Source organism: Amycolatopsis sp. NPDC048633, from assembly GCF_040650695.1.
In the GTDB taxonomy this organism is placed as follows: Bacteria; Actinomycetota; Actinomycetes; order Mycobacteriales; family Pseudonocardiaceae; genus Amycolatopsis.
Genome location: NZ_JBEZHS010000013.1, coordinates 99,471 through 126,060, shown reverse-complemented (window position 1 = coordinate 126,060; position 26,590 = coordinate 99,471). Strand labels below are relative to the sequence as shown.

27 protein-coding genes and 10 pseudogenes are annotated in these 26,590 nt (G+C 66.2%); 21 read left to right on the top strand and 16 right to left on the bottom strand.

Annotated elements, in window-relative coordinates:
* Window positions 1-29: 29 nt before the first annotated feature.
* The 3 pseudogenes from AB0C38_RS23935 to AB0C38_RS23925 all read left to right on the top strand — a co-directional run.
* A pseudogene (locus tag AB0C38_RS23935) lies at window positions 30-572 on the top strand (transposase); the annotation flags it as partial.
* A gap of 51 nt (window positions 573-623) precedes the next feature.
* Window positions 624-869, top strand: a pseudogene (locus tag AB0C38_RS23930) (hypothetical protein); the annotation flags it as partial.
* A 62-nt stretch (window positions 870-931) separates the two neighbouring features.
* A pseudogene (locus AB0C38_RS23925) lies at window positions 932-1,562 on the top strand (IS256 family transposase); the annotation flags it as partial.
* Here AB0C38_RS23925 and AB0C38_RS23920 read toward each other — a convergent pair.
* A complete protein-coding gene (locus tag AB0C38_RS23920) occupies window positions 1,546-3,321 on the bottom strand; it encodes a non-ribosomal peptide synthetase (RefSeq protein ID WP_360677040.1) in 1,776 nt (591 codons plus the stop codon). The pseudogene AB0C38_RS23925 and the gene AB0C38_RS23920 overlap by 17 nt on opposite strands.
* Window positions 3,322-3,577: 256 nt before the next feature.
* Here AB0C38_RS23920 and AB0C38_RS23915 point away from each other — a divergent pair, with 256 nt between their 5' ends.
* Both AB0C38_RS23915 and AB0C38_RS23910 read left to right on the top strand, forming a co-directional pair.
* Window positions 3,578-5,179 (top strand): AMP-binding protein, encoded by a 1,602-nt coding sequence (locus AB0C38_RS23915; protein WP_360677038.1) that lies wholly within the window; start codon window positions 3,578-3,580, stop codon window positions 5,177-5,179.
* A 455-nt stretch (window positions 5,180-5,634) separates the two neighbouring features.
* Complete coding sequence (locus tag AB0C38_RS23910; protein ID WP_360677036.1) at window positions 5,635-6,069, top strand: VOC family protein; 435 nt, start codon at window positions 5,635-5,637, stop codon at window positions 6,067-6,069.
* A 336-nt stretch (window positions 6,070-6,405) separates the two neighbouring features.
* Here the strand turns inward: AB0C38_RS23910 and AB0C38_RS23905 are convergent.
* From AB0C38_RS23905 to AB0C38_RS23895, 3 genes and pseudogenes are all read right to left on the bottom strand, one after another.
* Window positions 6,406-6,748 (bottom strand): annotated as a pseudogene (locus AB0C38_RS23905) (transposase); the annotation flags it as partial.
* A gap of 153 nt (window positions 6,749-6,901) precedes the next feature.
* A complete protein-coding gene (locus AB0C38_RS23900) occupies window positions 6,902-7,657 on the bottom strand; it encodes an SDR family oxidoreductase (protein WP_360677034.1) in 756 nt (251 codons plus the stop codon).
* 160 nt (window positions 7,658-7,817) lie between these two features.
* Window positions 7,818-8,910 (bottom strand): annotated as a pseudogene (locus tag AB0C38_RS23895) (IS256 family transposase).
* 217 nt (window positions 8,911-9,127) lie between these two features.
* Here AB0C38_RS23895 and AB0C38_RS23890 point away from each other — a divergent pair.
* The 3 genes and pseudogenes from AB0C38_RS23890 to AB0C38_RS23880 all read left to right on the top strand — a co-directional run.
* Window positions 9,128-9,436 (top strand): annotated as a pseudogene (locus AB0C38_RS23890) (transposase); the annotation flags it as partial.
* Window positions 9,433-9,576, top strand: a complete 144-nt coding sequence (locus AB0C38_RS23885) for a hypothetical protein (protein ID WP_360677032.1) — start codon at window positions 9,433-9,435, stop codon at window positions 9,574-9,576. The pseudogene AB0C38_RS23890 and the gene AB0C38_RS23885, both read left to right, overlap by 4 nt.
* A 101-nt stretch (window positions 9,577-9,677) precedes the next feature.
* The gene (locus tag AB0C38_RS23880) at window positions 9,678-10,523 is read left to right on the top strand and encodes an alpha/beta hydrolase (protein ID WP_360677030.1); all 846 of its coding nucleotides are present in this window, start codon (window positions 9,678-9,680) and stop codon (window positions 10,521-10,523) included.
* 163 nt (window positions 10,524-10,686) lie between these two features.
* Here AB0C38_RS23880 and AB0C38_RS23875 read toward each other — a convergent pair whose 3' ends face one another.
* The 4 genes from AB0C38_RS23875 to AB0C38_RS23860 all read right to left on the bottom strand — a co-directional run bounded on the left by AB0C38_RS23875 (window position 10,687) and on the right by AB0C38_RS23860 (window position 12,973).
* Complete coding sequence (locus tag AB0C38_RS23875; protein ID WP_360677028.1) at window positions 10,687-11,190, bottom strand: winged helix-turn-helix domain-containing protein; 504 nt, start codon at window positions 11,188-11,190, stop codon at window positions 10,687-10,689.
* Between the two features lie 405 nt (window positions 11,191-11,595).
* Entirely contained in the window at window positions 11,596-11,724 is a 129-nt protein-coding gene (locus AB0C38_RS23870; protein WP_360677026.1) for a 3-hydroxyacyl-CoA dehydrogenase NAD-binding domain-containing protein, read from the bottom strand.
* 332 nt (window positions 11,725-12,056) lie between these two features.
* The gene (locus tag AB0C38_RS23865) at window positions 12,057-12,593 is read right to left on the bottom strand and encodes an NUDIX hydrolase (RefSeq protein WP_360677024.1); all 537 of its coding nucleotides are present in this window, start codon (window positions 12,591-12,593) and stop codon (window positions 12,057-12,059) included.
* Window positions 12,590-12,973, bottom strand: coding sequence for a hypothetical protein (locus AB0C38_RS23860; RefSeq protein ID WP_360677022.1), 384 nt, complete (start codon window positions 12,971-12,973; stop codon window positions 12,590-12,592). The genes AB0C38_RS23865 and AB0C38_RS23860 overlap by 4 nt, the downstream gene beginning before the upstream one ends.
* Before the next feature lie 581 nt (window positions 12,974-13,554).
* On the opposite strand from AB0C38_RS23860, the gene AB0C38_RS23855 reads away from it, so the two are divergent.
* The 3 genes from AB0C38_RS23855 (at window position 13,555) to AB0C38_RS23845 (ending at window position 15,123) form a co-directional block, all read left to right on the top strand.
* Window positions 13,555-14,208, top strand: coding sequence for a BTAD domain-containing putative transcriptional regulator (locus AB0C38_RS23855; RefSeq protein WP_360677020.1), 654 nt, complete (start codon window positions 13,555-13,557; stop codon window positions 14,206-14,208).
* Window positions 14,208-14,360, top strand: coding sequence for a BTAD domain-containing putative transcriptional regulator (locus tag AB0C38_RS23850; protein ID WP_360677018.1), 153 nt, complete (start codon window positions 14,208-14,210; stop codon window positions 14,358-14,360). Before AB0C38_RS23855 ends, AB0C38_RS23850 begins: the two co-directional genes overlap by 1 nt.
* An 82-nt stretch (window positions 14,361-14,442) precedes the next feature.
* On the top strand, window positions 14,443-15,123 hold the full coding sequence (locus AB0C38_RS23845) for a winged helix-turn-helix transcriptional regulator (protein WP_360677016.1): 681 nt from the start codon (window positions 14,443-14,445) through the stop codon (window positions 15,121-15,123).
* Between the two features lie 12 nt (window positions 15,124-15,135).
* Here AB0C38_RS23845 and AB0C38_RS23840 read toward each other — a convergent pair.
* Window positions 15,136-15,442 (bottom strand): annotated as a pseudogene (locus AB0C38_RS23840) (acyl-CoA dehydrogenase); the annotation flags it as partial.
* Window positions 15,443-15,486: 44 nt separating this feature from the next.
* On the opposite strand from AB0C38_RS23840, the gene AB0C38_RS23835 reads away from it, so the two are divergent.
* From AB0C38_RS23835 to AB0C38_RS23825, 3 genes and pseudogenes are all read left to right on the top strand, one after another.
* Window positions 15,487-15,894 carry a hypothetical protein gene (locus tag AB0C38_RS23835; RefSeq protein WP_360677014.1) on the top strand — a complete coding sequence of 136 codons (408 nt, stop codon included), beginning with the start codon at window positions 15,487-15,489 and terminating at the stop codon, window positions 15,892-15,894.
* Window positions 15,891-16,409, top strand: a complete 519-nt coding sequence (locus AB0C38_RS23830) for a hypothetical protein (RefSeq protein WP_360677012.1) — start codon at window positions 15,891-15,893, stop codon at window positions 16,407-16,409. Before AB0C38_RS23835 ends, AB0C38_RS23830 begins: the two co-directional genes overlap by 4 nt.
* A gap of 113 nt (window positions 16,410-16,522) precedes the next feature.
* Window positions 16,523-16,990, top strand: a pseudogene (locus AB0C38_RS23825) (ATPase, T2SS/T4P/T4SS family); the annotation flags it as partial.
* Window positions 16,991-17,018: 28 nt separating this feature from the next.
* Here AB0C38_RS23825 and AB0C38_RS23820 read toward each other — a convergent pair.
* Both AB0C38_RS23820 and AB0C38_RS23815 read right to left on the bottom strand, forming a co-directional pair.
* Window positions 17,019-17,660 carry an IS3 family transposase gene (locus AB0C38_RS23820; RefSeq protein WP_360677010.1) on the bottom strand — a complete coding sequence of 214 codons (642 nt, stop codon included), beginning with the start codon at window positions 17,658-17,660 and terminating at the stop codon, window positions 17,019-17,021.
* An 11-nt stretch (window positions 17,661-17,671) separates the two neighbouring features.
* Window positions 17,672-18,022, bottom strand: coding sequence for a transposase (locus AB0C38_RS23815; protein ID WP_360677008.1), 351 nt, complete (start codon window positions 18,020-18,022; stop codon window positions 17,672-17,674).
* A 334-nt stretch (window positions 18,023-18,356) separates the two neighbouring features.
* Here AB0C38_RS23815 and AB0C38_RS23810 point away from each other — a divergent pair, with 334 nt between their 5' ends.
* Together AB0C38_RS23810 and AB0C38_RS23805 are read left to right on the top strand one after the other, a co-directional pair.
* The gene (locus AB0C38_RS23810) at window positions 18,357-19,817 is read left to right on the top strand and encodes a multicopper oxidase family protein (protein ID WP_360677006.1); all 1,461 of its coding nucleotides are present in this window, start codon (window positions 18,357-18,359) and stop codon (window positions 19,815-19,817) included.
* A gap of 118 nt (window positions 19,818-19,935) precedes the next feature.
* The gene (locus AB0C38_RS23805; protein ID WP_360677004.1) at window positions 19,936-20,370 is read left to right on the top strand and encodes a hypothetical protein; all 435 of its coding nucleotides are present in this window, start codon (window positions 19,936-19,938) and stop codon (window positions 20,368-20,370) included.
* On the opposite strand, the gene AB0C38_RS23800 is transcribed toward AB0C38_RS23805, so the two are convergent.
* Complete coding sequence (locus tag AB0C38_RS23800; RefSeq protein WP_360677002.1) at window positions 20,348-21,022, bottom strand: DUF4238 domain-containing protein; 675 nt, start codon at window positions 21,020-21,022, stop codon at window positions 20,348-20,350. The genes AB0C38_RS23805 and AB0C38_RS23800 overlap by 23 nt on opposite strands.
* 148 nt (window positions 21,023-21,170) lie before the next feature.
* Here AB0C38_RS23800 and AB0C38_RS23795 point away from each other — a divergent pair.
* Together AB0C38_RS23795 and AB0C38_RS23790 are read left to right on the top strand one after the other, a co-directional pair.
* Window positions 21,171-21,263, top strand: a pseudogene (locus AB0C38_RS23795) (PadR family transcriptional regulator); the annotation flags it as partial.
* 121 nt (window positions 21,264-21,384) lie between these two features.
* Window positions 21,385-22,218, top strand: coding sequence for an alpha/beta fold hydrolase (locus AB0C38_RS23790; protein ID WP_360677000.1), 834 nt, complete (start codon window positions 21,385-21,387; stop codon window positions 22,216-22,218).
* Here the strand turns inward: AB0C38_RS23790 and AB0C38_RS23785 are convergent.
* Both AB0C38_RS23785 and AB0C38_RS23780 read right to left on the bottom strand, forming a co-directional pair.
* Window positions 22,155-22,952, bottom strand: coding sequence for a phosphoadenosine phosphosulfate reductase family protein (locus AB0C38_RS23785; protein ID WP_360676998.1), 798 nt, complete (start codon window positions 22,950-22,952; stop codon window positions 22,155-22,157). The two genes, AB0C38_RS23790 and AB0C38_RS23785, sit on opposite strands and share 64 nt — an antisense overlap.
* A gap of 94 nt (window positions 22,953-23,046) precedes the next feature.
* Window positions 23,047-23,298: a hypothetical protein gene (locus tag AB0C38_RS23780; RefSeq protein WP_360676996.1), complete on the bottom strand. Its 252-nt coding sequence runs from the start codon at window positions 23,296-23,298 to the stop codon at window positions 23,047-23,049.
* Between the two features lie 143 nt (window positions 23,299-23,441).
* Here AB0C38_RS23780 and AB0C38_RS23775 point away from each other — a divergent pair, with 143 nt between their 5' ends.
* Window positions 23,442-24,284: a maleylpyruvate isomerase N-terminal domain-containing protein gene (locus tag AB0C38_RS23775; protein WP_360676994.1), complete on the top strand. Its 843-nt coding sequence runs from the start codon at window positions 23,442-23,444 to the stop codon at window positions 24,282-24,284.
* A 342-nt stretch (window positions 24,285-24,626) separates the two neighbouring features.
* Here the strand turns inward: AB0C38_RS23775 and AB0C38_RS23770 are convergent, their stop codons facing one another.
* Window positions 24,627-25,091 carry a DUF932 domain-containing protein gene (locus AB0C38_RS23770; protein ID WP_360676992.1) on the bottom strand — a complete coding sequence of 155 codons (465 nt, stop codon included), beginning with the start codon at window positions 25,089-25,091 and terminating at the stop codon, window positions 24,627-24,629.
* A gap of 145 nt (window positions 25,092-25,236) precedes the next feature.
* On the opposite strand from AB0C38_RS23770, the gene AB0C38_RS23765 reads away from it, so the two are divergent.
* Together AB0C38_RS23765 and AB0C38_RS23760 are read left to right on the top strand one after the other, a co-directional pair.
* On the top strand, window positions 25,237-25,926 hold the full coding sequence (locus AB0C38_RS23765) for a recombinase family protein (RefSeq protein WP_360676990.1): 690 nt from the start codon (window positions 25,237-25,239) through the stop codon (window positions 25,924-25,926).
* A 10-nt stretch (window positions 25,927-25,936) separates the two neighbouring features.
* Window positions 25,937-26,188: pseudogene (locus AB0C38_RS23760) on the top strand (recombinase family protein); the annotation flags it as partial.
* Here the strand turns inward: AB0C38_RS23760 and AB0C38_RS23755 are convergent.
* Window positions 26,099-26,416 (bottom strand): hypothetical protein, encoded by a 318-nt coding sequence (locus AB0C38_RS23755; RefSeq protein WP_360676988.1) that lies wholly within the window; start codon window positions 26,414-26,416, stop codon window positions 26,099-26,101. The pseudogene AB0C38_RS23760 and the gene AB0C38_RS23755 sit on opposite strands and share 90 nt — an antisense overlap.
* Window positions 26,417-26,590 lie beyond the last annotated feature (174 nt).

The following is a 26,590-nucleotide window of genomic DNA, read 5'->3' as shown; positions in this document are numbered from 1 at the left end:
TGTAACTCCCGATCATGGAAGTGCACCTGATGACCGACATGATGTCCGGCGTGGAGAACGCTGAGGACTCGATGCCAGAGAGCGGCCTGGACGGCTTGGACGAGCAGCTCGTCGCAGAGCTGATGAGCCGTGTGAAGGCTGGTGGGCTGGCGCTGACCGGTGAGGGTGGGGTGCTGGCGCAGCTGACCAAGCGGCTGCTGGAGTCGGCGCTCGAGGGCGAGATCACCGACCACCTCGGCTATGACAAGCACGACCCGGCCGGCCGCGGGACCGGCAACTCGCGCAACGGCACCCGCGCCAAGATCGTGCTCACCGATGTCGGCCCGGTCCAGATCGACGTGCCGCGGGACCGGGACGCCAGCTTCGAGCCCAAGATCGTGGCCAAGCGGCAGAAACGCCTGGGCGGCGTGGATGAGATGATGATCTCCCTGGCCGCGAAGGGCCTCACGACCGGCGAGATCTCCGCGCACCTGGCCGAGGTCTATGGCGCTGAGGTGTCCCGGCAAACTATCTGCACCATCATTGACAAGGTCATCGAGGGCATGGTCGAGTGGCAGAACCGTCCACTCGACCCCGGCTTGATTTCCAGTGGTCGTTGCGAATCCTGATGAGATGGGATTCGCATGCCGAGGTACGCGCCGAACAAGATGCCGGTTGCGGTCAAGCGCCGCTACTTTCAGCTGATCCGGACGGGGATGTCGGGTGCGGCGGCCGCCGAGCGGGTGGGTGTGTCGCTCAGCTGCGGGTCGTTGTGGTTCATCGACGCTGGCCGGGTGACCTTCGTGGAGAAGCCGATCAGCCCGCGGTTCTTGAGCCAGGATGACCGGATCGAGATTGCTGACGGGCTGCTGCGGGGCGAGGCGGTCAAGCTGATCGCCGCTCGGATCGGCAAGAGCTACCAGAGCGTGTATCGGGAGATCAAGAGAAACCGCAAGCCTGGCTGCACGTACTCTCCGAACTCAAGAACCGCGGAGTCGCCGACGTGCTCATGGTCGTCTGCGACGGCCTCACCGGCCTGCCGGACGCGATCACCACCGTCTGGCCGGCCACGATCACCCAAACGTGCGTCGTGCACCTGCTGCGCAACAGCTTCCGCTATGCCGGCCGTCAGCACTGGGACGCGATCGCCAAGGCGCCCAAACCCGTCTACACCGCAGCGACCGAGGCCACGGCCCGGGAGCGGTTCACCGAGTTCACGCAGGAGTGGGGAGCCCGGTATCCGGCGATCGTGCGGTTGTGGGACAACGCCTGGGCAGAGTTCGTGCCGTTCCTGGCGTTCGATCCGGAGATCCGGCGGGTGATCTGCTCGACCAACGCGATCGAGAGCGTCAACGCCCGCATCCGCCGAGCCGTGAAGGCCCGCGGGCACTTCCCCAACGAGCAGGCCGCGCTCAAGTGCGTCTACATGGCGATCATGAGCCTCGACCCGACCGGCACCGGCCGCAAACGCTGGACCATGCGCTGGAAACCTGCCCTCAACGCCTTCGAGATCGCCTTCGACGGCCGCCTGGCCGCCGGACGCAAGTAGACCTCTTCAACCCCGAGTTACACCGCTCGTTTGAGAGACCCCGGTGAGACGGCCCTCTCCAACACTAGCGCCAACTCCGAGATACTGTCGGCCTCGAAGAGTGAGCGTAGCGGGATCTTGATGCCGAGGTCCTGTCGGATCCGGGCGGCCAGCTTCGTCGCCAGCACGGAGTGCCCACCGATCTCGAAGAAGTTCTGATCTGGGGTGACCACCGACAGGCCCAGGAGCTCGGCGACGATCGCGCACAGCACATCGGCGTACGGCATACCCTCCTGCCACCTGAGCTGTTCGGTAGGGGGCTTGGCGGGGCGCGGTCGCAACGCCTTCCGGTCGATCTTTCCGTTGTGCGTCGTCGGAAGTTGGTCGAGCAGGGTGACTGTCGACGGCACCATGTGATCCGGCAACTTATGGCGGACATGGTGGCGCAGCTCCGACTCGGTCACTTCCTCCCCCGGCGACGTCGTCACGTACGCAACCACACGGGCGTCTGCCAGTTCCCCTTCCACCGCAGCGACGGCGAGTTTGACCGCGGCGTGACCGGCTAAGACTGCCTCGACCTCAGCAAGCTCGACCCGGAAGCCACGAACCTTTACCTGTGCATCGGCGCGACCCGAGAAAAGGAGCTCTCCATCAGTCCGACGCGAGCCGCGGTCGCCGGAGCGGTACATCCGGCTGCCGGGTGCTCCCTGTGGATCGGCAACAAAACGGGTGGCAGTGATGCTCGGACGGTTGAGATAACCGCGGGCTAGCCCGGGCCCGGCCAGGTACAGCTCCCCTTCGGCGCCGTCGGCAACTTCTTGCATACGCTCGTCGAGCACTTGGACGGTCTCGCCGAGCCAGGGCGTCCCGATGGTGATCTCGTCGACAGCCGGATCGACCGGTCCGCTAAGGGTGGAGCCGACAGTCACCTCGGTCGGACCGTAACCGTTGAAGAGCCGTCGACCGGGTGCCCACTTGCGGACCAAGGTCGGCGTACATGTATCGCCCGTCGACATCACCGTACCGCCTAGCAGAACGCCATCGGCGTCAGTGGCACTCAAGGCCACCGGCGGCAAGGTCGCGTGGGTGATCCGGTGCCTTAACAGGGTGTCCCGCAACGGATCTCCCGGCAGGACGTCGTCTGAGGACACCATGACCAGCGCGGCTCCGGACAGAAGTGCGAGGGTGATGTCCCAAAATGCGGCGTCGAAGCTGATCGACGCCCACTGCAGCACCCGGTCACCAGGGCCCGGACCGATTCGGTGCGCGTGAGTTGCGAGCATATCGCCCGTACCTGCATGAGTCACCGCCACGCCCTTCGGCGTACCAGTGGAGCCTGACGTGTATATCACGTACATTAAATGGGATATGTACAACGGAGACAGCCGCTCGGCGTCAGTCAGGTCGCCGGTCGCCTCACCTCGGATGTCCGCCTGCAGGTCAGGGTCGTCTATCACGTAGTCGCCCACCTCGTCACTTAGGCAGGGAACCTGGCTCGACCGGATCACCAGGACGGGGCCCGCGTCGTCGATAATGTGCGCCAGCCGCTCATCAGGGTAGGTCGGGTCCAGCGGAAGATACGCGCCGCCAGCCTTCAGCACGGCCAGCAGCACGATGATCAGATCTTCCGAACGCGGTATAGCAACCGCCACCAAGGAATCCGGCCCGACTCCTAGGGCCACCAAGCGCCTGGCCAGCTGGTTCGCGTAGGTGTTCAGCTCGGCGTAGCTCAAACAAGTGTCACCGAAGATGACCGCGGGCTGGTCGGGGAAGCAGGCAACAGTCGACTCGAACAACTCCGGAACCGTGGACAAGGTTCAACTCCTTGGATCAGCCGACTCATGGAAGGGACACCTCACCTGCTGCGGATCCTAGAAGCCCAGGCCGATGACGACCATCGAACTGACAGAGACAGGACAGCGCCGGGCCAATTCGTCAAACCCACACGGGACTCCTGTCGCGTCTCTGTCAGCACGATTGCCTGACGGCGGCGGATGCCAGATGGTGAAGACCGTTGGCCTGTCGTACCGCTGATCCTCAGTTCGATATCTAGTCTGATCGGGAGCCGAGATGCTCGAAGGCTGCGTTTCCTGGCCCGACGAACTCGCCGAGCAGTATCGCCGCCAGGGTTATTGGCAAGGGCGATCGCTGGGCGAGCTCCTGGAGGCGGCCTGCGCCGAACATGCCACCAAGGTGGCTGTCGTGTACGGCGAGCAGCGGCTCACGTACGCGGACCTCGCAGCCCGCTCCGACCTCGTAGCCCGGCAGTTCGTAGCTCGTGGGATTGGCCCGCTCGATCGGGTCGTCGTGCAGTTGCCAAACGTGCCGGAGTTCGCGACCGTGGTTTTCGCGTTGTTCCGGCTGGGTGCCATTCCGGTGCTGGCTCTGCCGGGGCATCGCAAGCACGAGCTCGTTCACCTGGCCTCGCAGTCCGGCGCCGTCGCACTGATCGTGATGAGCGAGTTCCGAGGCTTCGACTACCGGCAACTCGCCCATGAAGTGCAGCAAGACGTCCCAGGGGTCGAGCATGTGCTGATTGCGAACGAGCTCGCCGACAGCGCGCCGGAGACGCGGTATTCGCAGGTCGATCCGTCCGAGCCGGCTTTCTTTCTGCTCTCCGGCGGGACGACTGGTCGGCCGAAACTGATCCCCCGCACGCACAACGACTACGCGTACAACATGCTGGCTACCGCGGACGCGCTCCGGGTCGACAGCACGTCGACGTACCTAGCCGTGAACCCGGTCGCCCACAACGCCGCGCTCGGTTGCCCTGGGCTGTTCGGAACGCTGCTCGTCGGTGGCAAGGTCGTACTCGCCCCGACTTCTCGGCTGGGGGAGCTAGTCGGGCTCATCCGTGCGGAGCAGGTCACGTTCACGACGTTGGTACCGGGAACCGTGCGGCTTTGGATCGACTACGCGCAGCGGACGCCTGTCGACCTTTCCGGCGTCCACTTGCAGATCGGCAGTTCCAAGCTGACACCAGTGCAGGCCGAGGAAGCGCGCAAGGTCCTGAACTGCGACCTGAGTCAGTGGTTCGGTGTCGGCGAAGGGCTCCTCACCTACACTCGGCTTGGCGACCCGGATGAGGTGAGGTTCAACACCGAGGGCCGTCCAATGGCTCCCGACGACGAAATCCGGGTTGTAGACGACGCCGGCCACGACGTACCGGACAACGTCGAAGGTGAGCTACTGACGCGAGGTCCGTACACCATACGCGGCTACTACCGTGCCGAACAGGAGAACACCGACTCCTTCACGTCGGATGGGTTCTTCCGGACCGGGGACCTGGTGCGACGTAGGTCGGACGGCAACATCGTCGTCGTCGGCCGGCTCAAGGACGTGATCAACCGGGCTGGCGACAAGATTCCCGTCGAGGACGTGGAGGAACAGCTCGTGGCGCATCCCGGCGTCCGGGACGCGGCGGTCGTGGGGGTCGAGGACGCAGTACTGGGTGAGCGCACCTACGCATTCGTCGTATTGCGAGACGAGAGCGTCGAGCTCCAAGCCCTGAAGGTATTCCTGCGAGATCGAGGTCTCGCGACCTACAAGATCCCGGACAAGCTCGTGTCCGTCTCCGAACTGCCCCGCACGCCGGTAGGTAAGGCAGACAAGGTCGCACTGCGCGCCCTGGCCGCCCTCACCCCGCCCGGCGCCAGCAGACAGGCGGCATGAAACACCCCCGCGCCGGGCTCCGAGTTCGGCTCGCCCCTCGCCGCGCAAGCATGGGCGTCGTCCTCGCCGGGGTCAAGGCCAAGCCCTCCGGGTGGCCTCCGGCCAGCCTTGACCCCTCCTGCGGGCGTGCGCCCAACAGCAAGCGGACCGAGAGCGAACCCAAAGGAAAGATCCACGAAGTTCACGTCTCGACGGTTCCAGGGGATTGCCGGCAAGACCGAGCTCCCGGTCAGCCTGTTGCGACGAGCGCTGGTCTGCGTGGATCACCGCGAACAGGCCCGCAACGAAGGCGAATGCCAGCACCTGGCCGGCACCAAGGTCTCCATCGAGAGTCACCCCGACGACGTACTCGACCCCTACTCCATCCGCGGCCACGTGCCTGCGACTCCCAGTGACTTGCTGGGCCCAAGGTGTCGGCCAGGGGCCGTCACCCCTTCCTAGCCCCGGAGGTGCCGGTGTACAACCCCGACGCTGGATTCCCCGGAGTAGTGGTCGAACTTGGCTACACCGACGTACCGGCCGCCGCAGCCTGGCTCGCCCGGGTCTTCGGCTTCCGCGAGCTACTCCGCCAAACCGTCGACGGCACTGTCTGCCACGCCGACCTACACACCGGTGCTGGCGTCGTCATGCTCGCCAAGGTCGGCGAGCGGCTCACCATCCCGCCCACCGGTGTGCCAGCCGTTGCTCAGCTGATCGTCTGGGTCGATGACGTCGACAAGCACTACGCCCACTCGCGCGCAGAGGGCGCCCGAACCCTCCACGAACCCCGCGACAAACCCTGGGGCCTACGGCAGTACCTCGCCCTCGACCACGAGAACCACCTGTGGGAGTTCACCGAGCACGTCCGTAACGTCCCCGCCACCGAGTGGGGAGCGACGACCTTCGCATGATCGACACCGCCTCGCTACAACGGCAGCCGAAGGGATCACCTCGGCCTCGGTCTTCGGTCCGACGAGAAGCTGGTGAGTAGCCGGGGCGGGATCGCACCGCCCGGCTCTCACAGAACCGGACCTGAACCTCTCGACTCATCCGACTCGGGAGTGTCAGATCAACTGACACACCATCGGGGAGCACGCCACGCGACATCGGTGTCCCGGCGACCGCGACCTTGCTGCCGATCGTCTCGGTGAAGCAGGGCAACCAGGAATAAACTTGACAGATCAGATTCCACAGAATGGTACGGGTGTTGACGCTTTCGGTCCTGCCGTTGTGATGCGGTGTGCTCAAGAGGCCGTCTCAGTGGCCAGGTGCAGACTCACCGCGACCTGGCAGTTGGTCACCTTGCCCGCGGTGCCGGTGTACTGGCGTGCCACACACGGCGACGACCTCCCCGACTTCAGATACCCGGCGTCATCAAAGATCACCGCCTCCGGCGCCAACTCGGCAGCCATCCGCTCCCGCACCGGCACCGGATCCCACGGCGAGGTCGACATGAACTATTGCAACGCCTGCTCATTGCCATCCGGCAGACGCGCGGCCATCGGCTGGATCGACTTACGCTTGCCATCCAGCATCAACCCCCCGCATATAGCACTCACCCCACCGCCGCTGATCCCTCCGCCGCCGGATTGCGGAGGATGCGCACGCGGTGACGGCCGTACCAGTAAAGCGGAGACTGCGGCGGTAGCGCTGGCCGCGTTCGCTGATGGAGTGGCAGTCCACCTGCGCTAGAGCCAGGCCTGATCACGAAAGAACGTGCCCGTCACCTGGCATGCAGCCGGATCAACTGGTCCGGCCGCCGTCGACCGGGAAGAGCACACCGGTGACCCACCCCGACGTGTCGTCATCGAGGAGCAGGGTGACCCACCGGGCGATCTCATCGGGTTCGCCGAACCTCTCCAACGGGGTCGACGCCAGCAAGTCCGCACGGAGGGTCTGGGTCTGTGGACCGGTAAGCCCCAGGTCGTCGTACATCGGCGTGTCGACCGGGCCGGGCAGGACCGCGTTCACCCGGACCTGTGGCGCCAGCTCCCGTGCCCACGACCGGGTCAGGCTGTTCACAGCGGCCTTCGTCGCGCCGTAGAGGGATCGGTTCGGCATCGCCAGAAGGCCACCGACCGACGACACGTTCACCACCGCGCCATGATGCTTACGCAGGTCCGGTAAGCAGGCCCGCAGCACGTTCACCGGTCCACGGAGGTGCACCGCGAACATGTCGTCCAGATCGGACGGCGAGGAAAACTCGATCGGCGCGAAGCGCGCCAGGCCGGCATTGTTGACGACTCCGCTCACCGGACCGCACCGATCCGTCAGAGTCCGTACCGCGTGCTCGACCTCGGCTGCCGAACCGACGTCGGCGGGCAGCGTTACCACGTCACCGGGCTCGTCGCTGAGGTCATCGCGCAGAGCCAGCAGTGGTTCCTTGCGCCGACCGATCGCGCCTACCCGCGCGCCTGCCCGGCACAACCTTGCACACGTCGCACGGCCGATCCCCGAACCGGCGCCGGTCACGACTACAGTTCTGCCGGACAAGCTCATCCGCGTACGCTCCTCACTTGCAGTTTCCACGACGCTTCGCCGACAGCTGGCCGCATGCTGACGGCACCAGACGCTACACGTGCCCCACGACACCGACCACACCTACGAAATGTCTTTGAAAGAGGGGCTATCCCGTGATCGGTGTTTCCGGCGTTGTTGATCAGTAGGTTTCGGCTCCCGGCCAGCGGTCACCGAAGGTGATGGCGAAGGCGTTGATCACGGGTTTCCAGCGCATCGTCCATCGGGCGCGGCCTGTGCCGGTGGGGTCCAGGCTGCGGGTCACAAGGTACAGGCACTTCATCGCGGCCTGCTCGGTCGGGAAATGCCCGCGTGCGCGGATCGCCCGACGGTAGCGGGCGTTCAGGGATTCGATCGCGTTCGTGGAGCAGATCATCGTCCGGATCCCGACGTCGTAGTCGAGGAACGGTGTGAACTCATTCCACGCGTTGCGCCACTTCGCCACGACCTCAGGCAGGCCCTTGAGGCCGTCAGACGAGAAAGAACACGTCCCGGACGCCGCGGTTCTTCAGGTCTATCAGCACGCTCACCCAGAACTTCGCGCCCTCGCCGCCGGTGCCCATCCACAGGCCCAGGACATCCTTGTGACCGTCCACGGTGACGCCGATGGCGGCATAGACGGGCCGGTTGGCGACCTGGCCGTCACGGACCTTGACGTGGATTGCATCGATGAACACCGCTGCGTACACGGCGTCGAGCGGGCGGTTGGCCCAGTCATTCATTTCGGCGACGACCTTGTCAGTGATCCGTGAGATCGTCTCCTTGCTGACCGATGCTCCGTAGATTTCGGCGAAATGCGCGGAAATCTCACCGGTGGTTATCCCATTCGCATACAGCGACAGCACGACCTCGTCCACATCCGCCAGCCGCCGTTGCCGTTTCTTCACGATCTGCGGCTCGAACGTGCTCTCCCGGTCCCGCGGAACCTCGATCTGAACTTCGCCGGCGGCGTCCGAGATCACCGTTTTGGGCCGGGTGCCGTTGCGCACGTTCGTCGACCCCCGGCCGGGGTCGGCCTGGTTCTTCTCATGGCCGAGGTGCTCGGTCATGTCCTCGTTGAGCGCGGTTTCCAGCACGGTCTTGGTGAACAGCTTCAGCAACCCGTCCGGGCCGGTCAACGCCAGCCCCCGGGCCTTCGCCGCGGCCACCATCGCCGCCGCGGCGGCCTGCTCCGGCGACAGCTCCCGCGCCGGCTCGGACTCACTCTTACGTGGACTCACAAGGTCCGATGTCATCACTCACAGTGCCCATCCCGCCGGACCTCAGCCCGGCGTGTCGGGCCAGAAACACCGATCTTGGAACAGTCCCTTGAAAGATGCTTAGACCGTGTCTCACGTGGATTTTATGATCTTGTGTCCATGATCTTGGGTCGTGGTTGATCGGTTGTCGATGCGGTTGGTGCCGGACGAGTTGTGGGTGCTGGTGGAGTCGTTGGTTCCGGAGTTCCGGGCTCGTCGGCAGGGTGGCGGGACGGCGCCGTTGCCGGCTCGTTCGGTGTTCACCGCGATTGTGTACGTGTTGATCAGTGGGTGTTCGTGGCGGGATCTGCCGCCGTCGTTCGGGGTACCGTTTCAGACCGCGCACCGACGTTTCGGCCAGTGGACCAAGGCTGGGTTGTCGCGTCAACTTCACCATGCGGTACTGGAGGAGTTGGACAGCCGTGGGTTGATCGACTGGTCCCGCGTCATCGTTGATGCGGCATCGGTACGTGCGAAAAGGGCATCGAGACCAGCGAGAAGCTCGGCCGCCACCGCTGGGTGATCGAGCGGACGATCTCGTGGCTCACCGGATACCGTCGACTCACCATCCGCTACGAACGCAAAGCCAGCCACTTCTTGGCATTCCTCACCCTCGCCGCCGCTCTCACCTGCTACAAGAAACTCCGCAAAGCGGCCACATGAGACACGCTCTTAGATCGGTCTTTCAGAATTCTGTTAAGCAGTCGAAACGTTGCCAAGACAAATGTTAGCGTGTGACACCGTACTAGTTGGGGGTTATGATAATGACGACCACCTGGGGCGACTTGGACCAACAGTACTCGCCCAGCTCGTGCATTACCGACATCGAGTACTACCTACACGAGTACGCCACACGTAGCGCAGGCGCCCGAGCCACATACCGGCATCATACCGTGCACTATGGGCATTCCGATGTCGAGCAGCTTGACCTCTTTCCGCATTACGACGGCAACACACTGCTGGTCTACGTGCACGGCGGCAACTGGCAGCAGCTCAGCAAGAACGAGTCCAGCTTCGCCGCGCCTGCCGCCTTGCACGCTGGCGCGGCCTTCGCTGCCCTGGGCTACGGTCTCGCACCGAACTACGACCTCGACGTGATTGTGGCAATGGTGCGCCGTGGCCTGCTGTGGCTGGTGGACAACGCGGACACCTATGGCATCGCGCCGGGCCGGATCCACCTCAGCGGCAGCTCAGCGGGTGCGCACCTGGTCGCCATGGCCCTGACCGACGGCTGGCTGCCCGACGGGCGGACACCAGCCGAAGTGTTCGGCTCGGCCACACTGCTCAGCGGCATCTACGACCTCGACCCAGTCCGGCACAGTTACGTCAACGATGCACTGAGCCTCACGGAGGAATCGGCTCGCCGCAACAGCCCCATCCAGCACGCCCCAGTCACGGCGCCACCGATCACCGTCGCCCGTGGCGGACTCGAGACACCGGAGTACGCCCGTCAGCACGACAACTACGTCGCTGCCCTACGTGCGAACGGAATCGCCGTCGAGGAAATGGTCCTCGCGCACCGAAATCACTTCGACCTGCCGTTCGACCTCGCCAACCCGGACACACCTGTCGGCAGCACCTTGGTTCGACTGCTAACCAGCAACAGTTGAGCATTGCGAGCGGTCGGCAGCCAGCCGACAGCGCTCCCCGGCGTGCATCGGGTAACGAGCGGGCACAGTGCCGCGTGGTCGAAGCTGGCCGTATCGGCGATGCGCACGTGGCAGCGATCGCGATCACGTGATCCAACGAGAAGTCCGCACCAGAGGCTTTGCTTCAGGAGTTCATAGCCTCCAGGATGTATCCTCGGCCCCACGCGGTGCGGATCGACAGATCGATCGACTGAAGTCTTCGGCGGAGCCGCATAATATGCAGGTCGAGCGAGTTCCTTGTAAGGGTCGTTACCTGCGTTGCCAAATAGTTCGTCAACTCGTTGCGGTACACTACCTCGCCGAAGCGTTCGACGAGCAGGGCCATGAGGTGGGCCTGAGTGGTCGAGATCGTGATCGAGTGACTTCCGAAACTTAGAGTTCCCGCTGAGTCGATCCTCGGCGCCCGGCGGCTGTCGAACCGGTTCTGCAAGGCATTGACCCTCGCATCCAGGTCAACCCGAGATATCGGTTGGCGAGCCCAATCTTCAATCGGATCGTTGCTGATCGGCGGTACCGCGCCTCCTTCTATGACAAGTAATCGAGGTATCCCCTCAAGCTGATAGCGGTTCCGCAGGTCCGCCTGCGCGGGCCACCTGACGAAGACTACGTCGGAGTTCCGACTCCCCATCATTAGTCCTCCAGTCCCAATCAATAATCGCTTGTAGAAATATTCATCCCCGAGCTCTGCGGCGCCGACGTCGATTGGAGGGACTGAAGACCCCCGCGATCCACCAGTTCGTAGACCGTTCCGCCCCATGTCGAACCGGTTGGTGCTTGCCCGGAACCTCGCCGATGATCTTGCGGGTGATGCCTCAGTGCGTCCGCTTCATGGCCCGCCAGTCCCGCATCGACAGTCGCCGGATCACCAAGGTCCCCGGCGACCACGGGATGCCCTGGAACGTAGGCACTCAGGTCACAGCCTACGGCCGAGACAGCGGCCACATGTCGCTCTTGACCGCGGCGACGTCCGTGTACGCGGTGCCAAGGCCCCGGGCTCCCGCCCCCGGGGTGAGCGGAACGCCCGCGCCGCGACTCACCGCGGCGGCGAGCGCGTCGGCGTCGGGTCGGCCAGCCGGACGCGCACACCGCTGCGGGTCAGCGCGAGTCCGATCGACGTGCCGATCGTGCCTGCGCCGAGCACGATCACAGTGCGGAGGTCCACGAGAACGACGGTACGGCCGCCTATCGGAGGTCGTCCTCTCTTCGAGTGCACACTCCCCCGTTTCATCCTGGGGTGAACTCGTGGTTCTGCAAGCACCCGGATGGCCTTTGCGGGGTTGTCCGGCGCGTCCGGGGTCGGCCGGGCTGCGTCGTCTCGTCGATCGTGGTGCCGAAGGGCGCGGACCCGTACTCGTGGATGGAGCCGACCTCGTTCCGAGCAGCACAGCTCGCACAGGGGTGGGGCGCCTCTGCTGATCGTCGGCACCTGCCGAGGTCGCCGGTCGCTCCGATGACCGCACGCAAGTCCGAAAGCAACGGTGGCATCACCCGCAGCTATGCTCGGCTGGCGAGCAGGAGCCGCTGCACTCCCGCCACCGAGGCTGCCGCGACGATCCGCCTTCGTTCGAGCAGCTCTTCCGCCTCGGCCAACGGAACCCAGGCGATGTGCTGGGACTCGTGGCAGTCGACTGGCGGACCGACATAGCTGGCCCCGTGGCCACGGAGCACGAAATGCTCCGCATTGGCGATACCGGCCATCGGCTGGACATACGACAGCTCGGAGAGCCGGTGCGGTCGCCAACCCGTCTCCTCCACCACCTCACGCACGGCGGCTTCCACCGGTGTCTCACCTGCCTCGATGGCTCCACCCGGGAGTTCCCAGCTCCACGTGTCGGTTATAAATCGGTGCCGCCACAGCATCAACACCCGGTCCGCCTCGGTCACCGCGACGGCAACCGAGGGCGGCACCCTGACCAGATGGTGCTCGAACGTGACCCCGGTGGGAAGCTCCACCTCGGACAGTGCGAGATCGACCCACGGGCTGCGGTAGATCGCCCGTTCGTTGCACACGGTCCACGTACGCGCGTTCATAACGTCGCTTCCAGTGCGATGCTCGTCTCGTAGTCGGGAAGCAGGCCCCGGTCCAGCGCCTCGGCGAGGGAAGGCGCCGCCTGATCGCGTTCGGACACGGTGGTCACGGCGAGCAGGCCGACGGCGCTGGCGGCAGGCCGGGCCGCGGAACCGCCGGGGTCGACGTCGCAGGCGTCCCAGAGCGTGAGCGCGGGCTCGCTGGTGCTGGTCGCACCCGGCGTGCGAAGCACGACGAGGCCTGCCTGCACCAGCCGCTCCAGCACCCTGATGGTCTGCTCGGCCTCCATCTTCCCCGGCCTGGCCCGCAGCACGGCCGCGATGTCGTTGGTGCCGTCGAGCAGGGCGACCACGGCGCCTACCTGTGCTCCGCGCAGCGCCATTACGCCTCGTTCGGAGAACAGGAACGCGCCACCCTCGGGGCTGATCTCGGCTCATAGTTGCGCTTGAACCCGATCAACTGCGCTCTATCGGCACCGTGGTCCATCAGGCAGCTTCCTCACACGCCTCGGCCTTGGTCCAACCGGTCGGACCCAGCCGCAACCGGCGAGGGTTGCTCCACTGGTCGAATTCGTCTATTTGGAGATCGATGGAGTAGACATTGCTGGACTGTTCGGAGTAGTGTTTGCTGCCATCTTGCGTACTTTGCTGGACCCGATTAGCCATCATTACCCCTCAGTATTGTGCAGCACGTGACTAACCAACAGACTCCTGGTGGTCCAGGAAAGTCAGTGCTGTGCTAGAAATTCTGGTTTCGTGTCGCCGATATCACCAGTGCACAATCCATGAACCGCATATGCGTTGACCATAGGCGCGGCGGGCCGGATTCAAATCGGTATTCGTGGCCGGTGCACTGCCGCGGCCACGATCGATCTGCCAGTGTTCAGGAATCGACCGTCGCTTGGATCGACATCGAACTGGGTGGACGTCAACCAGCGACGGAAGTCACCGATGGGAGCCACGTGTGTTGGATTCCGACCTGGCGTTATGGGACCGATCTGACGACGTCTCGGCCGGGTTCGCCGGCCAGCCCAACGGTGGGCCGCACTTCACCCTGCTCGGCCCCTTGGAGGTCCGCAAGGACGGCGAGGACCACGCGCCGACGGCACCGAAGGTGCTCCAGGTGCTGGCGATGCTGCTCATGCGTCCCGGCAAGGTCGTGCAGGGTGACCTGATCATCAAGGAGCTGTGGGCGGGCGACCCGCCCCGCGGCGGCCGGACCACCATGCAGACACACGTCTGGCAACTGCGCAGGTACATCGAAGCCAACGGATTCGCCAGCGACGGCGACCAGATCATCGTGACCAGGGCACCCGGCTATCTGCTGCGCGTCGACCCTGGCCAGGTCGACGTCGCCGTGTTCCAGCGGCTGGCCAGGGAGGGCAGGGCGCTGTTCGACCGGCAGCACTACGCCGAAGCCGCCACCGTCCTGCGCAAGGCACTGGACCTGTGGGGCGGGCCGCCGCTGGCCAACGTGACATGCGGCCCTGTGCTCTCGGTGTATGCGACCGACCTGGAGGAACAGCGACGAAACACGCAGCGCCTGCGCATCCTGATTGGCGAGTTGCGGTCGCTGATCACCGCCAGCCCCTTGACGAGGGCCTCAACGGCCAACTGATGCGGGTGCTCAACCTCAGCGGCAGGCGGATCGAGGCGCTGGAGCTCTACCGGCAGTTCCGGGCAAGGCTGAGCGGCGAGCTCGGCCTCGAGCCGTGCAACGAGCTCCAGGAGCTGCACCACGTCCTGCTCTCGGACCAGTCGCACCGCTGAAGGGGCCACGCGAACAGACCAGCTTTCGAACGCAAACCACAACACCTACTCCGCCCACACCGGCGTAGAAGGGACGCACATCATGACCGGTCGAACCTACGGGCAATTCTGTGGCCTCGCCCGCGCCCTCGAGCTCGTCGGCGAGCGATGGTCGCTGCTCGTCGTGCGAGACCTGTTGCTCGGCCCGAAGCGATACTCGGACCTGCGGCAGACCCTGCCGAAGCTGCCACCGAGCGTGCTTTCCGGCAGGCTCAACGAACTGGAAAAGGCAGGCGTGCTCCGGCGGCGCGTGCTGCCGAAACTGGACGCGGCCGTGGTCTACGAACTCACCGAGTACGGCCGCGAGCTGGAACCGGTGCTGTTGCAGCTGGGGCTGTGGGGCGCGAGGGCACTGCTCGACCCCGCGCCGGACGACCTGTTCACCATGGACTCCGCGATCCTTTCGCTGTACACGACGTTCCGGCCGGAGCACGCGGCGGGCGTCAACGTCAGCTTCGAGATCCGCTATGGCGACCTGATCGTGCACGCCTTCGTGGACGACGGCGCGCTCAAGGTCGCCGAGGGCGCCCTTCCCGGGGCCGACCTCGTCATCGAGCCGGTCGGCTCGATCCAGCAGCTGCTGAGCGGCAGGCTGAGCCCGCTGGCGGCGATCGAGGCCGGGATCCTGCGGGCGAGCGGCGACCTCACCCTGCTGGACCGGTTCGTCGACCTCTTCCACATCCCGGCGCCCCCGGCCCCGGTGGAGGGCCTCGCCGTCCGCTGACCCTGGCCGCCTTCACTGTTCGGTCACCATCGGCGCGGCCAGGAACTGCTCCGGGATGGCGAACGCGTCAACCAGCGTGCGGGCGTGCGGGGCGGAGTTGCTTGCACAGTTGGTTGACGGCGGCGACCACGGCCTTGCCGCTGCTCGCGCTCAGCCGCCCGTGTTCGAGCAACCACGCCCGGTCCGCCTCGACGCCCGCCAGCACGCGCAGATCGCAGACGCGGCCGAGCAGGGTGCGGGCGGCCGGATCGCCGCAGCGGTCGATGGCCGCGACGAAGGCCTCCAGCACCACCCTTTCGATATGCGCGCGGCCGAGTCGATCCGGACTCACCCGCGTTCCCGATCATCCGCAGCGCAGCCGCGATGCTGCTGGTCGCCCGCCCGCATGACGACGAGCTCGCCCACGTCGCGCTCAAACTGCAGGCCGCCCAGCAGTGGTCGCGCCGCCCGTGCTTCGTCCTGGTCGGCGACGGCTACCCGACCGCGGAGGTCTCCCAGGCGCTGCGCATCCCGGTGATGGGTCGCGTGCCGCGCGACGACAAGGGCGCCGCGGTGCTGTGCGGTCAGGGCACCGGCCGACATGGGCCCGACAAGTCCCCGCTGGGGCGGGCCGCCGCCAGGATCGCGCTCAACCTCTACTCACACGGCCACCAGCCGGCCACCAACGGCGCCCGTGCACCGCACCTGCGGCTGGCAGTTCCGGGTGAACCGGCCTCTGGCGCCGCTCTGCAACCGCTCGGGCCGCAGACCCGTAACGGGGCGACGTCATGACCCGGCCTGAGCTCGGCGATCCGCGCCTGACGGCGTCGACCAACGGCGCTGGTCCGAACCTGGTTGCTGCCCAGCACATGCCTGGACCGTCGGAGCTTCCCCACCGGCCCGCGGAAGAGGCAGCGGCGGTGGAACGGCTGCGGCAGCACTTGCGCGACGAATTGTCGACCCATCTCAGCAGGCGCATTCGGGCCGACGAGACCGCCGGCCGCCCGCCGATGGACGCCCCAGCACGCCGCCGATTGGCCGAGGCGATCCTGACCGACGCGGCCGAGGCACACGCCCAGGCCGAGCTGCGCAATTCCGCCACCGGCGGGATGCTGGTGGCACTCGAGGTCGAGCAGCGGCTGATCCGCCAGGTCCTCGACGAGGTCTTCGGCCTGGCCGGCCTGGAACCACTGCTGGCCGACACCGACATCGAGAACATCAACATCAACGGCGACCGCGTCTTCGTCAAGTACGCCGACGGCCGCCGCAACCTTTGCCGCCGGTCGTCGGCTCGGATACCGAGCTGATCGAGCTCATCCGCGACCTGGCCACCCGCTCCGGGGTGGAGGAGCGCCGCTTCGACCGCGGTTCGCCCATCGTGAACTTTCAGCTGCCCGGTGGCGAGCGCGTCTCGGCGGTCATGGCGGTCACCACGCGACCGACGGTGTCGATCCGCCGACACCGGTTCGCCAAGGTCACCCTCGCCGAGCTGCGCGAAAACGGCACCTTCGACCTCGCCCTGGAGAGCTTCCTGAAAGCCCTGGTGCGGGCCAAACGCGACGTCCTGGTCACCGGCGGCACGGCGATCGGCAAGACCACACTGCTCCGCGGCCTGGCCTCGGCCATCCCCCCGTGGGAGCGACTGATCACCATCGAGGACGTCTTCGAGCTCGGCCTCGGCGAGGACGCCGACGCCCACCCGGACGTGGTCCCACTGCAGGCCCGCGAACCGAACATCGAGGGCCAGGGCGAGATCTCCCTGTCGGACCTGCTCTGGCAGTCCCTGCGGATGTCGCCGGACCGGGTCATCGTCGGCGAGGTCCGCGGCCCGGAGGTCATCCCGCTGACCAACGCGATGTCCATGGGCAACGACGGCAGCATGGGCACCCTGCACACCAGATCCAGCCAGGGCGCGTTCACCAAGCTGGCCGTCTACGCCGTGCGTAGGAATCTCCGCGCGAACCGACCGAGGCGACCACTGCCGCTTCCACCAAACGCTCGGTATAACGAATGGCTCGATATTGAACTCCGCGGTCGGAATGATGGACAAGTCCGGTCACGTCTTGTCCGGCTCGTTGCCGGGCCCAGATCCCCATCTCCAGCGCGTCGAGGGCGAGATTCGTGTGCAACGAGGTCGACACCTGCCAGCCCACGACCATTCTCGAGAACACATCGATGACGAACGCGGCATACACCCATCCCGAAAACGTCCGGATATAGGTGATGTCCGCTATCCAGAGCTGGTTCGGCTGGTCGGCAGTGAAGCGGCGGTCGACCAGGTCCGCCGGCGAAGGCGAGGCGGCAGCGATGGTGGTCCTGGCCTGCCTGCCTCGCCGTAGTCCCTGCAGGCCCTTCTGGCGCATCAGCCGCTCGACCGTGCAGCGAGCCACGCGGATTCCCGCACGGTTGAGTTGCGCATGCACTTTCCGCGCTCCGTAAACACCGTAATTCTCGCGGAACACACGCTCGATCTCAGCGAGCAGTTCGGCGTCCCGCACGGCACGTTTCGACGGCGTGCGCTTCTTGGCCGCCCAGAAGGTTCTCGGGGCGATCCGCACATCCGCATCGTTCAAGACTGCGCAGATCGACTCGACCCCGAGCTTCTTCCCCTCGACAACCCGCTCGCGGCGGCGAAAAACGCCGAGGCCGTCTTCAGGATCTCATTTGCCCGCCGCAACTCACGCACCTCGCGTTCCAGCTCGGCGATCCGTGCCGCATCATCGCTGGTGCGGCCGGGTGCCGTGCCGGCGTCGATCTCGGCCCGCTTGACCCACGTCCACAACGCCTCCGGGTGCACGTCCAACTGGCCCGCGACCCGGCGGATCGCCGCCATCCGCTGACCCTCGGCCGCGGTCGCGTCCAACGCCATCCGGGTCGCCCGCTCATGCAGCTCGTCGCTGCACTTCTTCGGTGCCGGCATGCTCTGCATCCTCCCTGAGATCAGAGCCTGCACAGAACCCGGGGCGCATCAACATTCAGTGGTTGTCCCTTTTGACTGAATGATCGGTTTGGCAAGCGGGTCGCGCCGGTGGGAAAATTACCCGCGACCAAAAGGTGGATCGGCCGTTCGGCGCAGTGACCGAAACATCACGCCCGGTCGGCGAGCCGATCTATTCCTTCTTTGGACTCTCACCCTTGCGGTGAAGACTTCGCATTTACGGAGATGCCCGCTCGCTCCTCACGACAGAGTATCGCTGGAGGGAGAAGCGCCGGAATCCGGTGCCGAAACAAACAGTGAGCTCCGAGGAGCGGTGATGTTGAACCGAAGAAAACTACTGGGGTGGGCGACGGCCGGAGGCGTGGTCGGTGGGGCGGCGCTGCTGCCCTCGGCCCTGACCCGGGAACCGATCGCCGCAGAACACGCCGGGCATGCCCCGGCCGCGGGCTCCGCGGCGGGCGGGGGCCGTCCGGCGGCGGGGCTGGGGGTTTGGTTCTCCCAGCGGCTGCCGATACCGCAGCAGCTGACGCCGATGCGGCGCGGCGACGGCGTCGACGTTTACAAGATCCCGATCAAGGCGGCGCAGCACGCCTTCCTGCCCGGCAAGCCGGGGCCGGTGCGCTCGTTCGGCGGCCAGTTCGTCGGGCCCACGATCCGCGCCAGGACCGGCACGCCGGTGGAGGTGACGTTCACCAACCAGCTGGACGTCCCGTCCAACGTGCACCTGCACGGCGGGCACAACGCCCAGGCCGACGACGGCTACCCGATGGACCTGCTCGACCCGGGGCAGAGCCGGACCTACCACTACCCGAACCGCCAGCAGGGCGCGACCCTCTGGTACCACGACCACGCCCACCACCTCGAGGCCGAGAACGTCTACCGGGGACTCCACGGCTTCTACATCCTCGACGACGAGGCGGAGCGCGGCCTGAACCTGCCTTCGGGGCAGTACGACGTGCCGATCATGCTCCGCGACATCCAGCTCGACGCCAACGGGGCCATGGTCTACCCGAACTTCCCCCCGGACCGCACCACCATCCTCGCCAACGGTGTGGTGAACCCGTACTTCCAGGTCGCGGCCCGCAAGTACCGGTTCCGGCTGCTCAACACCTCCAACGAGCGGCAGTTCCGCCTCACCCTGGGCGGCGTCCAGATGACGCAGATCGCCTCCGACGGCGGGCTCCTGCCTGCGCCGGTGCCGCGGTCGGAAGTCCTGCTCGGATCCGCGGAGCGGGTCGACATCGTGGTCGACTTCTCGCAGGTGCCCCTGGGTTCGCACCTGGTGCTCAAGGACATCTCGGGACCGCTGCTCCGGTTCGACGTGACGCGCCTCGCGCTCGACAGCAGCCGCGTGCCCGCCACGTTGCGGCCGTTGCCCGCGCCGGGGACGGCGACCGTCCAGCGGGAAATCACCATGCGGTTCGACGAGACGAACTTCACCGGCCTGGTCAACGAGCAGGTCTACGACCCCAACCGGGTGGACATCAAGGTCAAGCGCGGCGCCACCGAGATCTGGACCGTCCGCAACACCGACACCGTCTTCGGTGCGCCCCACTCGTTCCACCTGCACCTCGAGCAATTCCGCGTGCTCGACCGCAACGGCGGCCCGCCGGGACCGGACGACGTGGGCCGCAAGGACACGGTCTTCCTCGGTCCGGGTGAGTGGGTCCGGCTGCAGACCACCTTCACCGACTACGTCGGCCGGTACGTGTACCACTGTCACTTCCTCGACCACTCGACCCTCGGCATGATGGCGCAGATGGAGATCGTTCCCTGACGGGTGGGCACGTGGGGCAGGCGGGCGCGTCCGCCTGCCCCGGCTCCCGGCGGTTCGGCACTCGTTGGCCGCCACGCTCGGCACTCCGTAGGTTCGTCCCTGAACGAAGGAGGTCCGGATGAGCCATCCGGTGCGGTTCGCCGACGGAACCGGCGCGGTCCGCGTCGGCCTGCTCACCGGTGAGCAGCTGCGACCGCTCGCGGTGGCGTCGATGAGTGACCTGCTGCGGCGCCCCGTAGCCGAGATCCGCGAGCTGGCCGAGGCCGCCGGCGAGCCCGTGTCCACGGCCGGAACGCGGCTGCTACCGCCGCTGGACGGGCGGACGCATCTAGAAGAACGCAGCCGCCCGAGACTCATCGAGATCATCGCCAACCTGCGTGACCGCGTCGAAGAGGCGCGGATGAACGGCTGGCTAGGAGAAGTTCAAGGACTTCAGGTCAGCCTCGACGCGGCCACCCGCAAGCTCGTAAGCATGGACCGCACCCGTGACCGCCACACAAAGAGTTCGGTCGATCTGCCGATGCCAACAGTTACCGTCCGCGCCAATTCGTGAGCACCGTGCGCAGTGATCCCGGCGGCGAACTGGTCCATCGCGGTGCTGACGCCATTGCCTCAGCTGGGAGTGGAGCTGTGATTCTGCTACTGCTCCAGGAGAGCGTCGAGGTCGTCAGGACCGAACCCGGCGTCGAGGAGCACTTGGCGGTCGTCTTCGTCAAGCCAGCCCCCAACTGCGCGTTGACCGCAACCTCAGATGGGAGATACATGGCCAGCGAGTGTCGGTGAGTCAAGGGAACGTAGATGACCGGCGCGTTCTCGATTCCCGTCCCCCTACCCGTCTGCGTCAGGTCCTCGTTCGGGACGACGTGGACTGGGTGGTCGCATGTCGCAAGCGTCTTGCGCTCGAACACCGTCAGCAACCACGAACGATCGAGGAGAGATTGTGCGACTCGAGGCAGCATGTTGGCGAGGTGCTGCATGTGATGGTTTGCTCTGACCTCCGCCCGAATTGGATTCTTGAAGAAGCCAATCCACTCGCGGTTCACCGCTTCTTCGCCAACGGGCTCTCCCGCCGCGCTGAGCACTTCGCGCAGCCTTGTCCGCCCGCCGAGGATCACCTCCAGCAGCAGGGCATGTGACGCCATCTCATTCATCCTGTTGCGTACGCTGGTTCCGCGCAGGAGTTGCAGCGCGATCCACGCAGCCATTGGCTTTGGAGGTCTCCACCAGCACCCTTTGCAGGTCAGTGCTGACACCACCCGGACCAGGAGGGCACCCTAGTATTGGTGGGAGTTGACACCACCCTGGCGGGCGCGCAAGCGGAGCGAGTCCGAGCAGATTGAGCGGAGGGGGCGCATGTCGGCGACGAAGCTCCTGGTGCTCGGTATCGTGCACCTCTCCGGCGGCGCGCATGGCTACCAGGTGCGGTCCGAACTGCAGAGCCCTTGGCTACCGCTCGCCTGTCGCGTCGTGGCGGCCGTGATCGCAAGGGCGCGGTGGTCGCGCACCGAGGCCGTCGTCGGCACGCTGCTCAGGCGCTGAGACAAACCTCTCGAACGGAGAATGTGAGATGAACGAGATGGACTTTCGCGTGACATCAAACGATGGCACCACCATCGCCTACGACCGGAAGGGAAGCGGCCCGGCTGTCGTCCTGGTAGGCGGCGCGCTGGACGACGGAGCCGAGAACGCTCCCTTGGTACCTGCTCTCGCCGAGCACTTCACGGTCTACAACTATGCCCGTCGGGGACGCGGCGCGAGCGGCTTCACCAAGCCCTACGCCGTGGAAAGAGAGATCGAGGACCTGGATGCGTTGATCGCGGAGGCGGGTGGCTCGGCACACCTGTTCGGGGCGTCCTCTGGTGGCGCGCTGGCGCTGGAAGCCGCCGCGGCCGGGTCAGCCATCGACACGATCGCCGTGTGGGAGGTGCCCTACGCGGTCGGGGACGACATACGCCCGCGATTCGAGGAGTACGTCGCGGACACCCGACGCGCCTTCGACGCCGGGCGAGACGAGGAGGTTCTCGAACTGTTCATGCGCCTGTCCGGCGCTTCCGACGACAACATCGCGGCCAGGAAAGCGGCAGGCAAGCAGACGTCGCATTGGGCGGATTCGGTCGCCCTGGCGCCCACGCTGGTCCACGACAGCGTCTTCCACAACCGCTACCAATTGCCGACCGATCGACTGGCAACGGTCACCCAACCGGTCCTGGTCACCACCGGAGGACCGATCACGGTCCCCTACATGGCAGGCCTGCCCTCGGACTTCTTCGACCGCGTAGCCGACGAGCTCGCAGACCTACTACCCCACGCTCAACGGGAGACCCTCGACGGGCCGGATCACGTCGTCGACCCACAGACCATCGGCCCACTGTTGCTGCGGTTCTTCAGCAGCGAACACTGAGAGGCCCGCGAGGTGGTGCGGGAAGACCGATTAGGCACCGCGCAAGCAGATCTTCGTCGCGCCAGGGACACGGGGCGGACAGGTGGTGCCGAGGTTGATGTCGTCGGCGGCATCACAGGCCTGATCCTGGGCGTGCTCGTCACCAACGTCTTCGTCGCCACGCAAGGCCGGGCCGTCGTACTGACCTGGGCTTCAGTCCTGCGCGAGTTAGTCCAGAAAAAATTGTTGTGACTGAAGCCGAAGCGGTACAGCCGCGGCGGCTCCAGCCCGGCGTTGCGACACCAGCCCAGCAGATCGTCTTTGGTCAGAAGGGGATGCTGCATCAGCGGGTACTCGACCCGCCACGGCCGCCACCCGGCAGTGATCGCCGGAGCCCGGCGCTGCTCGCCGGGCTCAAGCTCGACGTAGAGGACGGTGTCGGCGGGCTCGGTATGCTCGGTCAGCCACCGCCGACAGGGCTTCTGCTTGAGCAGCTGCGAGCACGGAGCAATCCGGGCGTTGCCGAGATAGCTGCGCTGCACGAACAGCTCGAATGGTGTCCGGCCGTCGCAGACCCGGGTGATCGGGATCCCCAGCCGTATGGAGGCAGCGGCGTTGAACCGGTAGAGATCGCTGTCCTCGATTTTCGTGTCGGCAAACAGCAGAGTGATCGGGTCGTCGGGGTGATCCCGGCGGACGAGTTCGGTGACGGCCCAGGAGCCGATGCCGCCAGACCACTGGACCACGTGGCGCATGACAGGACCTCCTGCAGAGGAAGGGTCGCGGCGCCCCGGAGCGGTGCAACGACGCCCGGGACACCGCGGACCAGCTGAATGTCAGGGACGTCGGCTACCAGCGCGTCGCGCCGACCCGGCCGGCGATCTCGTCCAACTCGTGCTCAACGACGTCGGCGCTGGCGTGCTGCTGGAACAGCAGCCCGACGGTGGATGCGCCCGGCGCGCCGTGGGCGTGCACCAGAGCACAGGCGGTGAGGTGGTGGTCGCCGCGGCGCACGGCGCTGGCGGCGATCAACGTCGCCAGCCGAGCCCGAGCGTTGTGATCGGTGCTGCCGCGGAAGAGGGCCATCCACAGTTGCTCCATTCGCTGCGGGTCAAGATCGGCCGGCGGCAGCGACCCGCACCCGGGTCGACCGGGGCAGGAGCCGGACCATGCGGCGAACATACCGGCGAAGAAGGCAACCGAAGAGATCCGGGACGGGCCACCGGCGCCTTACCATCGAAGCCATGACGATCCAGCCTGCGCAGTGGGATGCGGTGCGAGCGGCCTTCGCGGAGGCCGGTGACCGGTTCGCGGACGCCGTGGAGAACGCGCCGGACCCGCACGCGAAGGCCGTCGGGGACTGGTCGGTGGTCGAAACCGCCGCGCACGTCGGCTGGATCGCGCTCGTCTACACGGCCATGGTGAAGGGCGACGGCGGCCCGCTGCCGCTGCCGGAGCTGGAAGAGCCGATGGCGTCGGCGAACATCGAGACCGTGTCGGCGATGAACGCCGTCGCGATGACCGCCTACCCCGAACGCGACCCGCACCGCCTGGCCGAACGGCTGCGCGCGGACATCGCGGAAGTGTTGCAGGTGAGCCGCGACTACGACCCGGAGAAGCCGATCTGGTGGCTCGGCGGCAGCCGCATCCCGGTCGCGGGCATGCTCGCGCACCTGGTCAACGAGCTCGAAATCCACGGCAGCGACATCGCCCGCGCGAGCGGGCAGCCGTGGCGGATCGACCCGGCGAACGAGGGCCGGTTCCTGGAGCTGTTCTTCGTCGGCATGGTCCGCAACGACGTCGGCAAGCTGCTCGACTACGCGACGCCGTCGCCGCGCCGGATCGCGGTGGAGTTCCGCTCGGACTACACCGCCCCGGTGGTGATGGTCCTGCAGCACGGCGGCGTGCGGGTGGAGGAACCCGACGGCACGGCCGACGCCCGGCTGACGTTCGACCCGGCCGTGCTGGTGCCGATGATGTTCGGCCGGATCTCCCCGCTGAAGGCGGTGGCGAGCGGCAAGGTCCGCGTCGGCGGCCGCCGGCCGTGGCGGCTGGCGGCGTTCCTGCGCACGGTGCACATGCCCTAAGACAGCACCCGGAAGGTCAGGTGCGTCGCGATCGGCGTCTCCTGGACGCCGGTGCGCTCCAGCCGCACGTGTTCGCCGACGGCCCCGTCGAACAGCCGCACCCCGGCGCCGAACAGCAGTGCGGACGACCGCGGTCACCCAGGTCCCGCCGTGGCGCCGGTCAAGGCCCCGTGCCTGCGGCCGGACGTCGATGTGTCGAGGTGTGGCCTTGACCGGTGTCGCGGGACCTGGTCGCGTGGTTGAGGCCGCACGACACCGCGAGGTCACGCGTGGCCGGGAGCCACGGCATCGGGTGCGGGTTCGCGATCGGCGGTCCATGCGAGGGCGGGGACCGGAGCGCGCTCAGACGGCGGCGAGGACCTTGTGCAGGGTCGCGGTGCGGTCGTGCTTGCCCAGCTCACCGGTCATCACCCGGGTCATGTTCCGTTCGGCGTGGCTGGCACCGCGGATGACGGCCTCGTGGTTGAGGTGGGTGTTGACGGCCTGCATCACACCCCACCCGGTGTTCTTCCACGGGCTGACCCGGCTGTCGCTGGTCCACAGCCAGGTCAGCGCCGAGCGCTTATTGACGGCGTTGGTCCGCCCCCGGCCCGGCTGCTCGGGGATGGGCGTGTGGGCGTCGAGGAAGGCATTCCAGGCCCGGTCGGTGACCGTGGTCTGGCACAGTTTCTTGACTTCGGCGGCGAAGTCGTCGGCGACGGTGTGCACGATCTGCAGGGCTTCGCGGGCGTTGAGGAGTTGCAGGTTGCTGTTGCGCTTGTGGACGACGGCGACTTCTTGGCCGTCTTCGCGCAGGCCCAGGTTCATGGTGTTGTCGCAGACGACGTTGGTGACGACCCGCTTGTAGCGGGACTTGAGGCTGCCGTGTGGCTGGAGCAGGCGAGCAGGTTGGGCCGGAACTCCACCCCTTCGGGGTGGAGATGTTGTCGGGGACTTCGACGCTGACCCAGGCTTGCTTGCGGTCGCGCAGCAGCCCGGCGGAGCCGATGGCGAGGCCGTCGTCGAACAGGGCGGCGACGTTGTCCAGCAGCCAGGTGCCGTACTGGTGGATGCCGTACTCGTCGGTGTGGATGGCGAGGATGTCGCCGGTTCGGAGGTGGTGACACCCAGGTGGGCCCAGCAGCTCGGCGTCAGCGTGCACGACGAATACGTGGACGCGGGCGAGTCGGCCCGGTCCGCGGATCGCGAGCAGCTCCAGAAGCTCCTCAAAGACATCAAGACCGTTCGGCCGGAGTGCGTGATCGTGCACAAGATCGACCGGCTGGCGCGCAACCGCGAAGACGACATCGCGATCAACCTCATGCTCCGCAAGCACGGCGTCAAGCTGATCTCCTGTACCGAGAACATCGACGACACGCCGAGCGGCCGGCTGTTGTATGGCCTCATGGCCGAGATCGCCCAGTTCTACTCGGGCAACCTCGCCCAGGAAGTCATGAAGGGCCTCGTACGCAAGGCTCAGGAGGGCGGCACACCGTTCCGTGCACCGCTCGGCTACCTGAACCGGCGCGAGACGCAGGGAAGCGTGGAGTTCTCGTGGGTACAGCTAGATCCCGAACGTGCCGAGATCATCCGTTGGTGCCTTGAGGAGTACTCAAAGGGCCAGTGGAGCGCCATCGACTTGACGCTCGCTGCCCAGGGCTAACCCGTACTACATGGGCGTGGTCAGCTACCAGGGCATTCACTATGAGGGCAAGCACAAGCCGCTCATCGAACCTGACACCTGGCTCGCCAACCAAGCGATCTTGGCTGCCCACAACCACGCTGGAGACAAGGAACGCGTGCACAACCACTATCTACGGTCCACTATCTACTGTTCAGCCTGCGGTGGACGGCTCATCTTCTCCCGCAACCGAGGCAAGAGCGGTGAAGCATACGACTACTTCATGTGCGTCAAGAAGAAGACCAAGTCCAACAACTGCGTTCGCCGGGCCATCCGAGCCGAACGCGTGGAAGATGCCGTGTCCCGCTTCTACGGCACGTTCCACATCGCGCCGCAGCACGCCGAGCAGATTCGCGCAGCGGTTCACGAGGAGCTGGCGGCGCAGCAAGCTGAGGCATCCCGCAGCCTGGAGCACGCGACCTCCCGCAAGCGCCAAGTTCAAGACGAGCGAGAGAAGCTTCTCCAGGCTCACTACGCCGGAGCAATCCCGCAAGACCTTCTTGCCACCGAGATGAGGCGCCTTACCCGCGAGCTTGCTGAGGCAGAGTCTGCAATCCAAGCTGCGCGAGTCAGTACGGCAGACATCGCCGAGACACTGCGTCGGGCCCTCGTGGCCGCCAGCCACTGCGAGCGGGCTTATCTCATT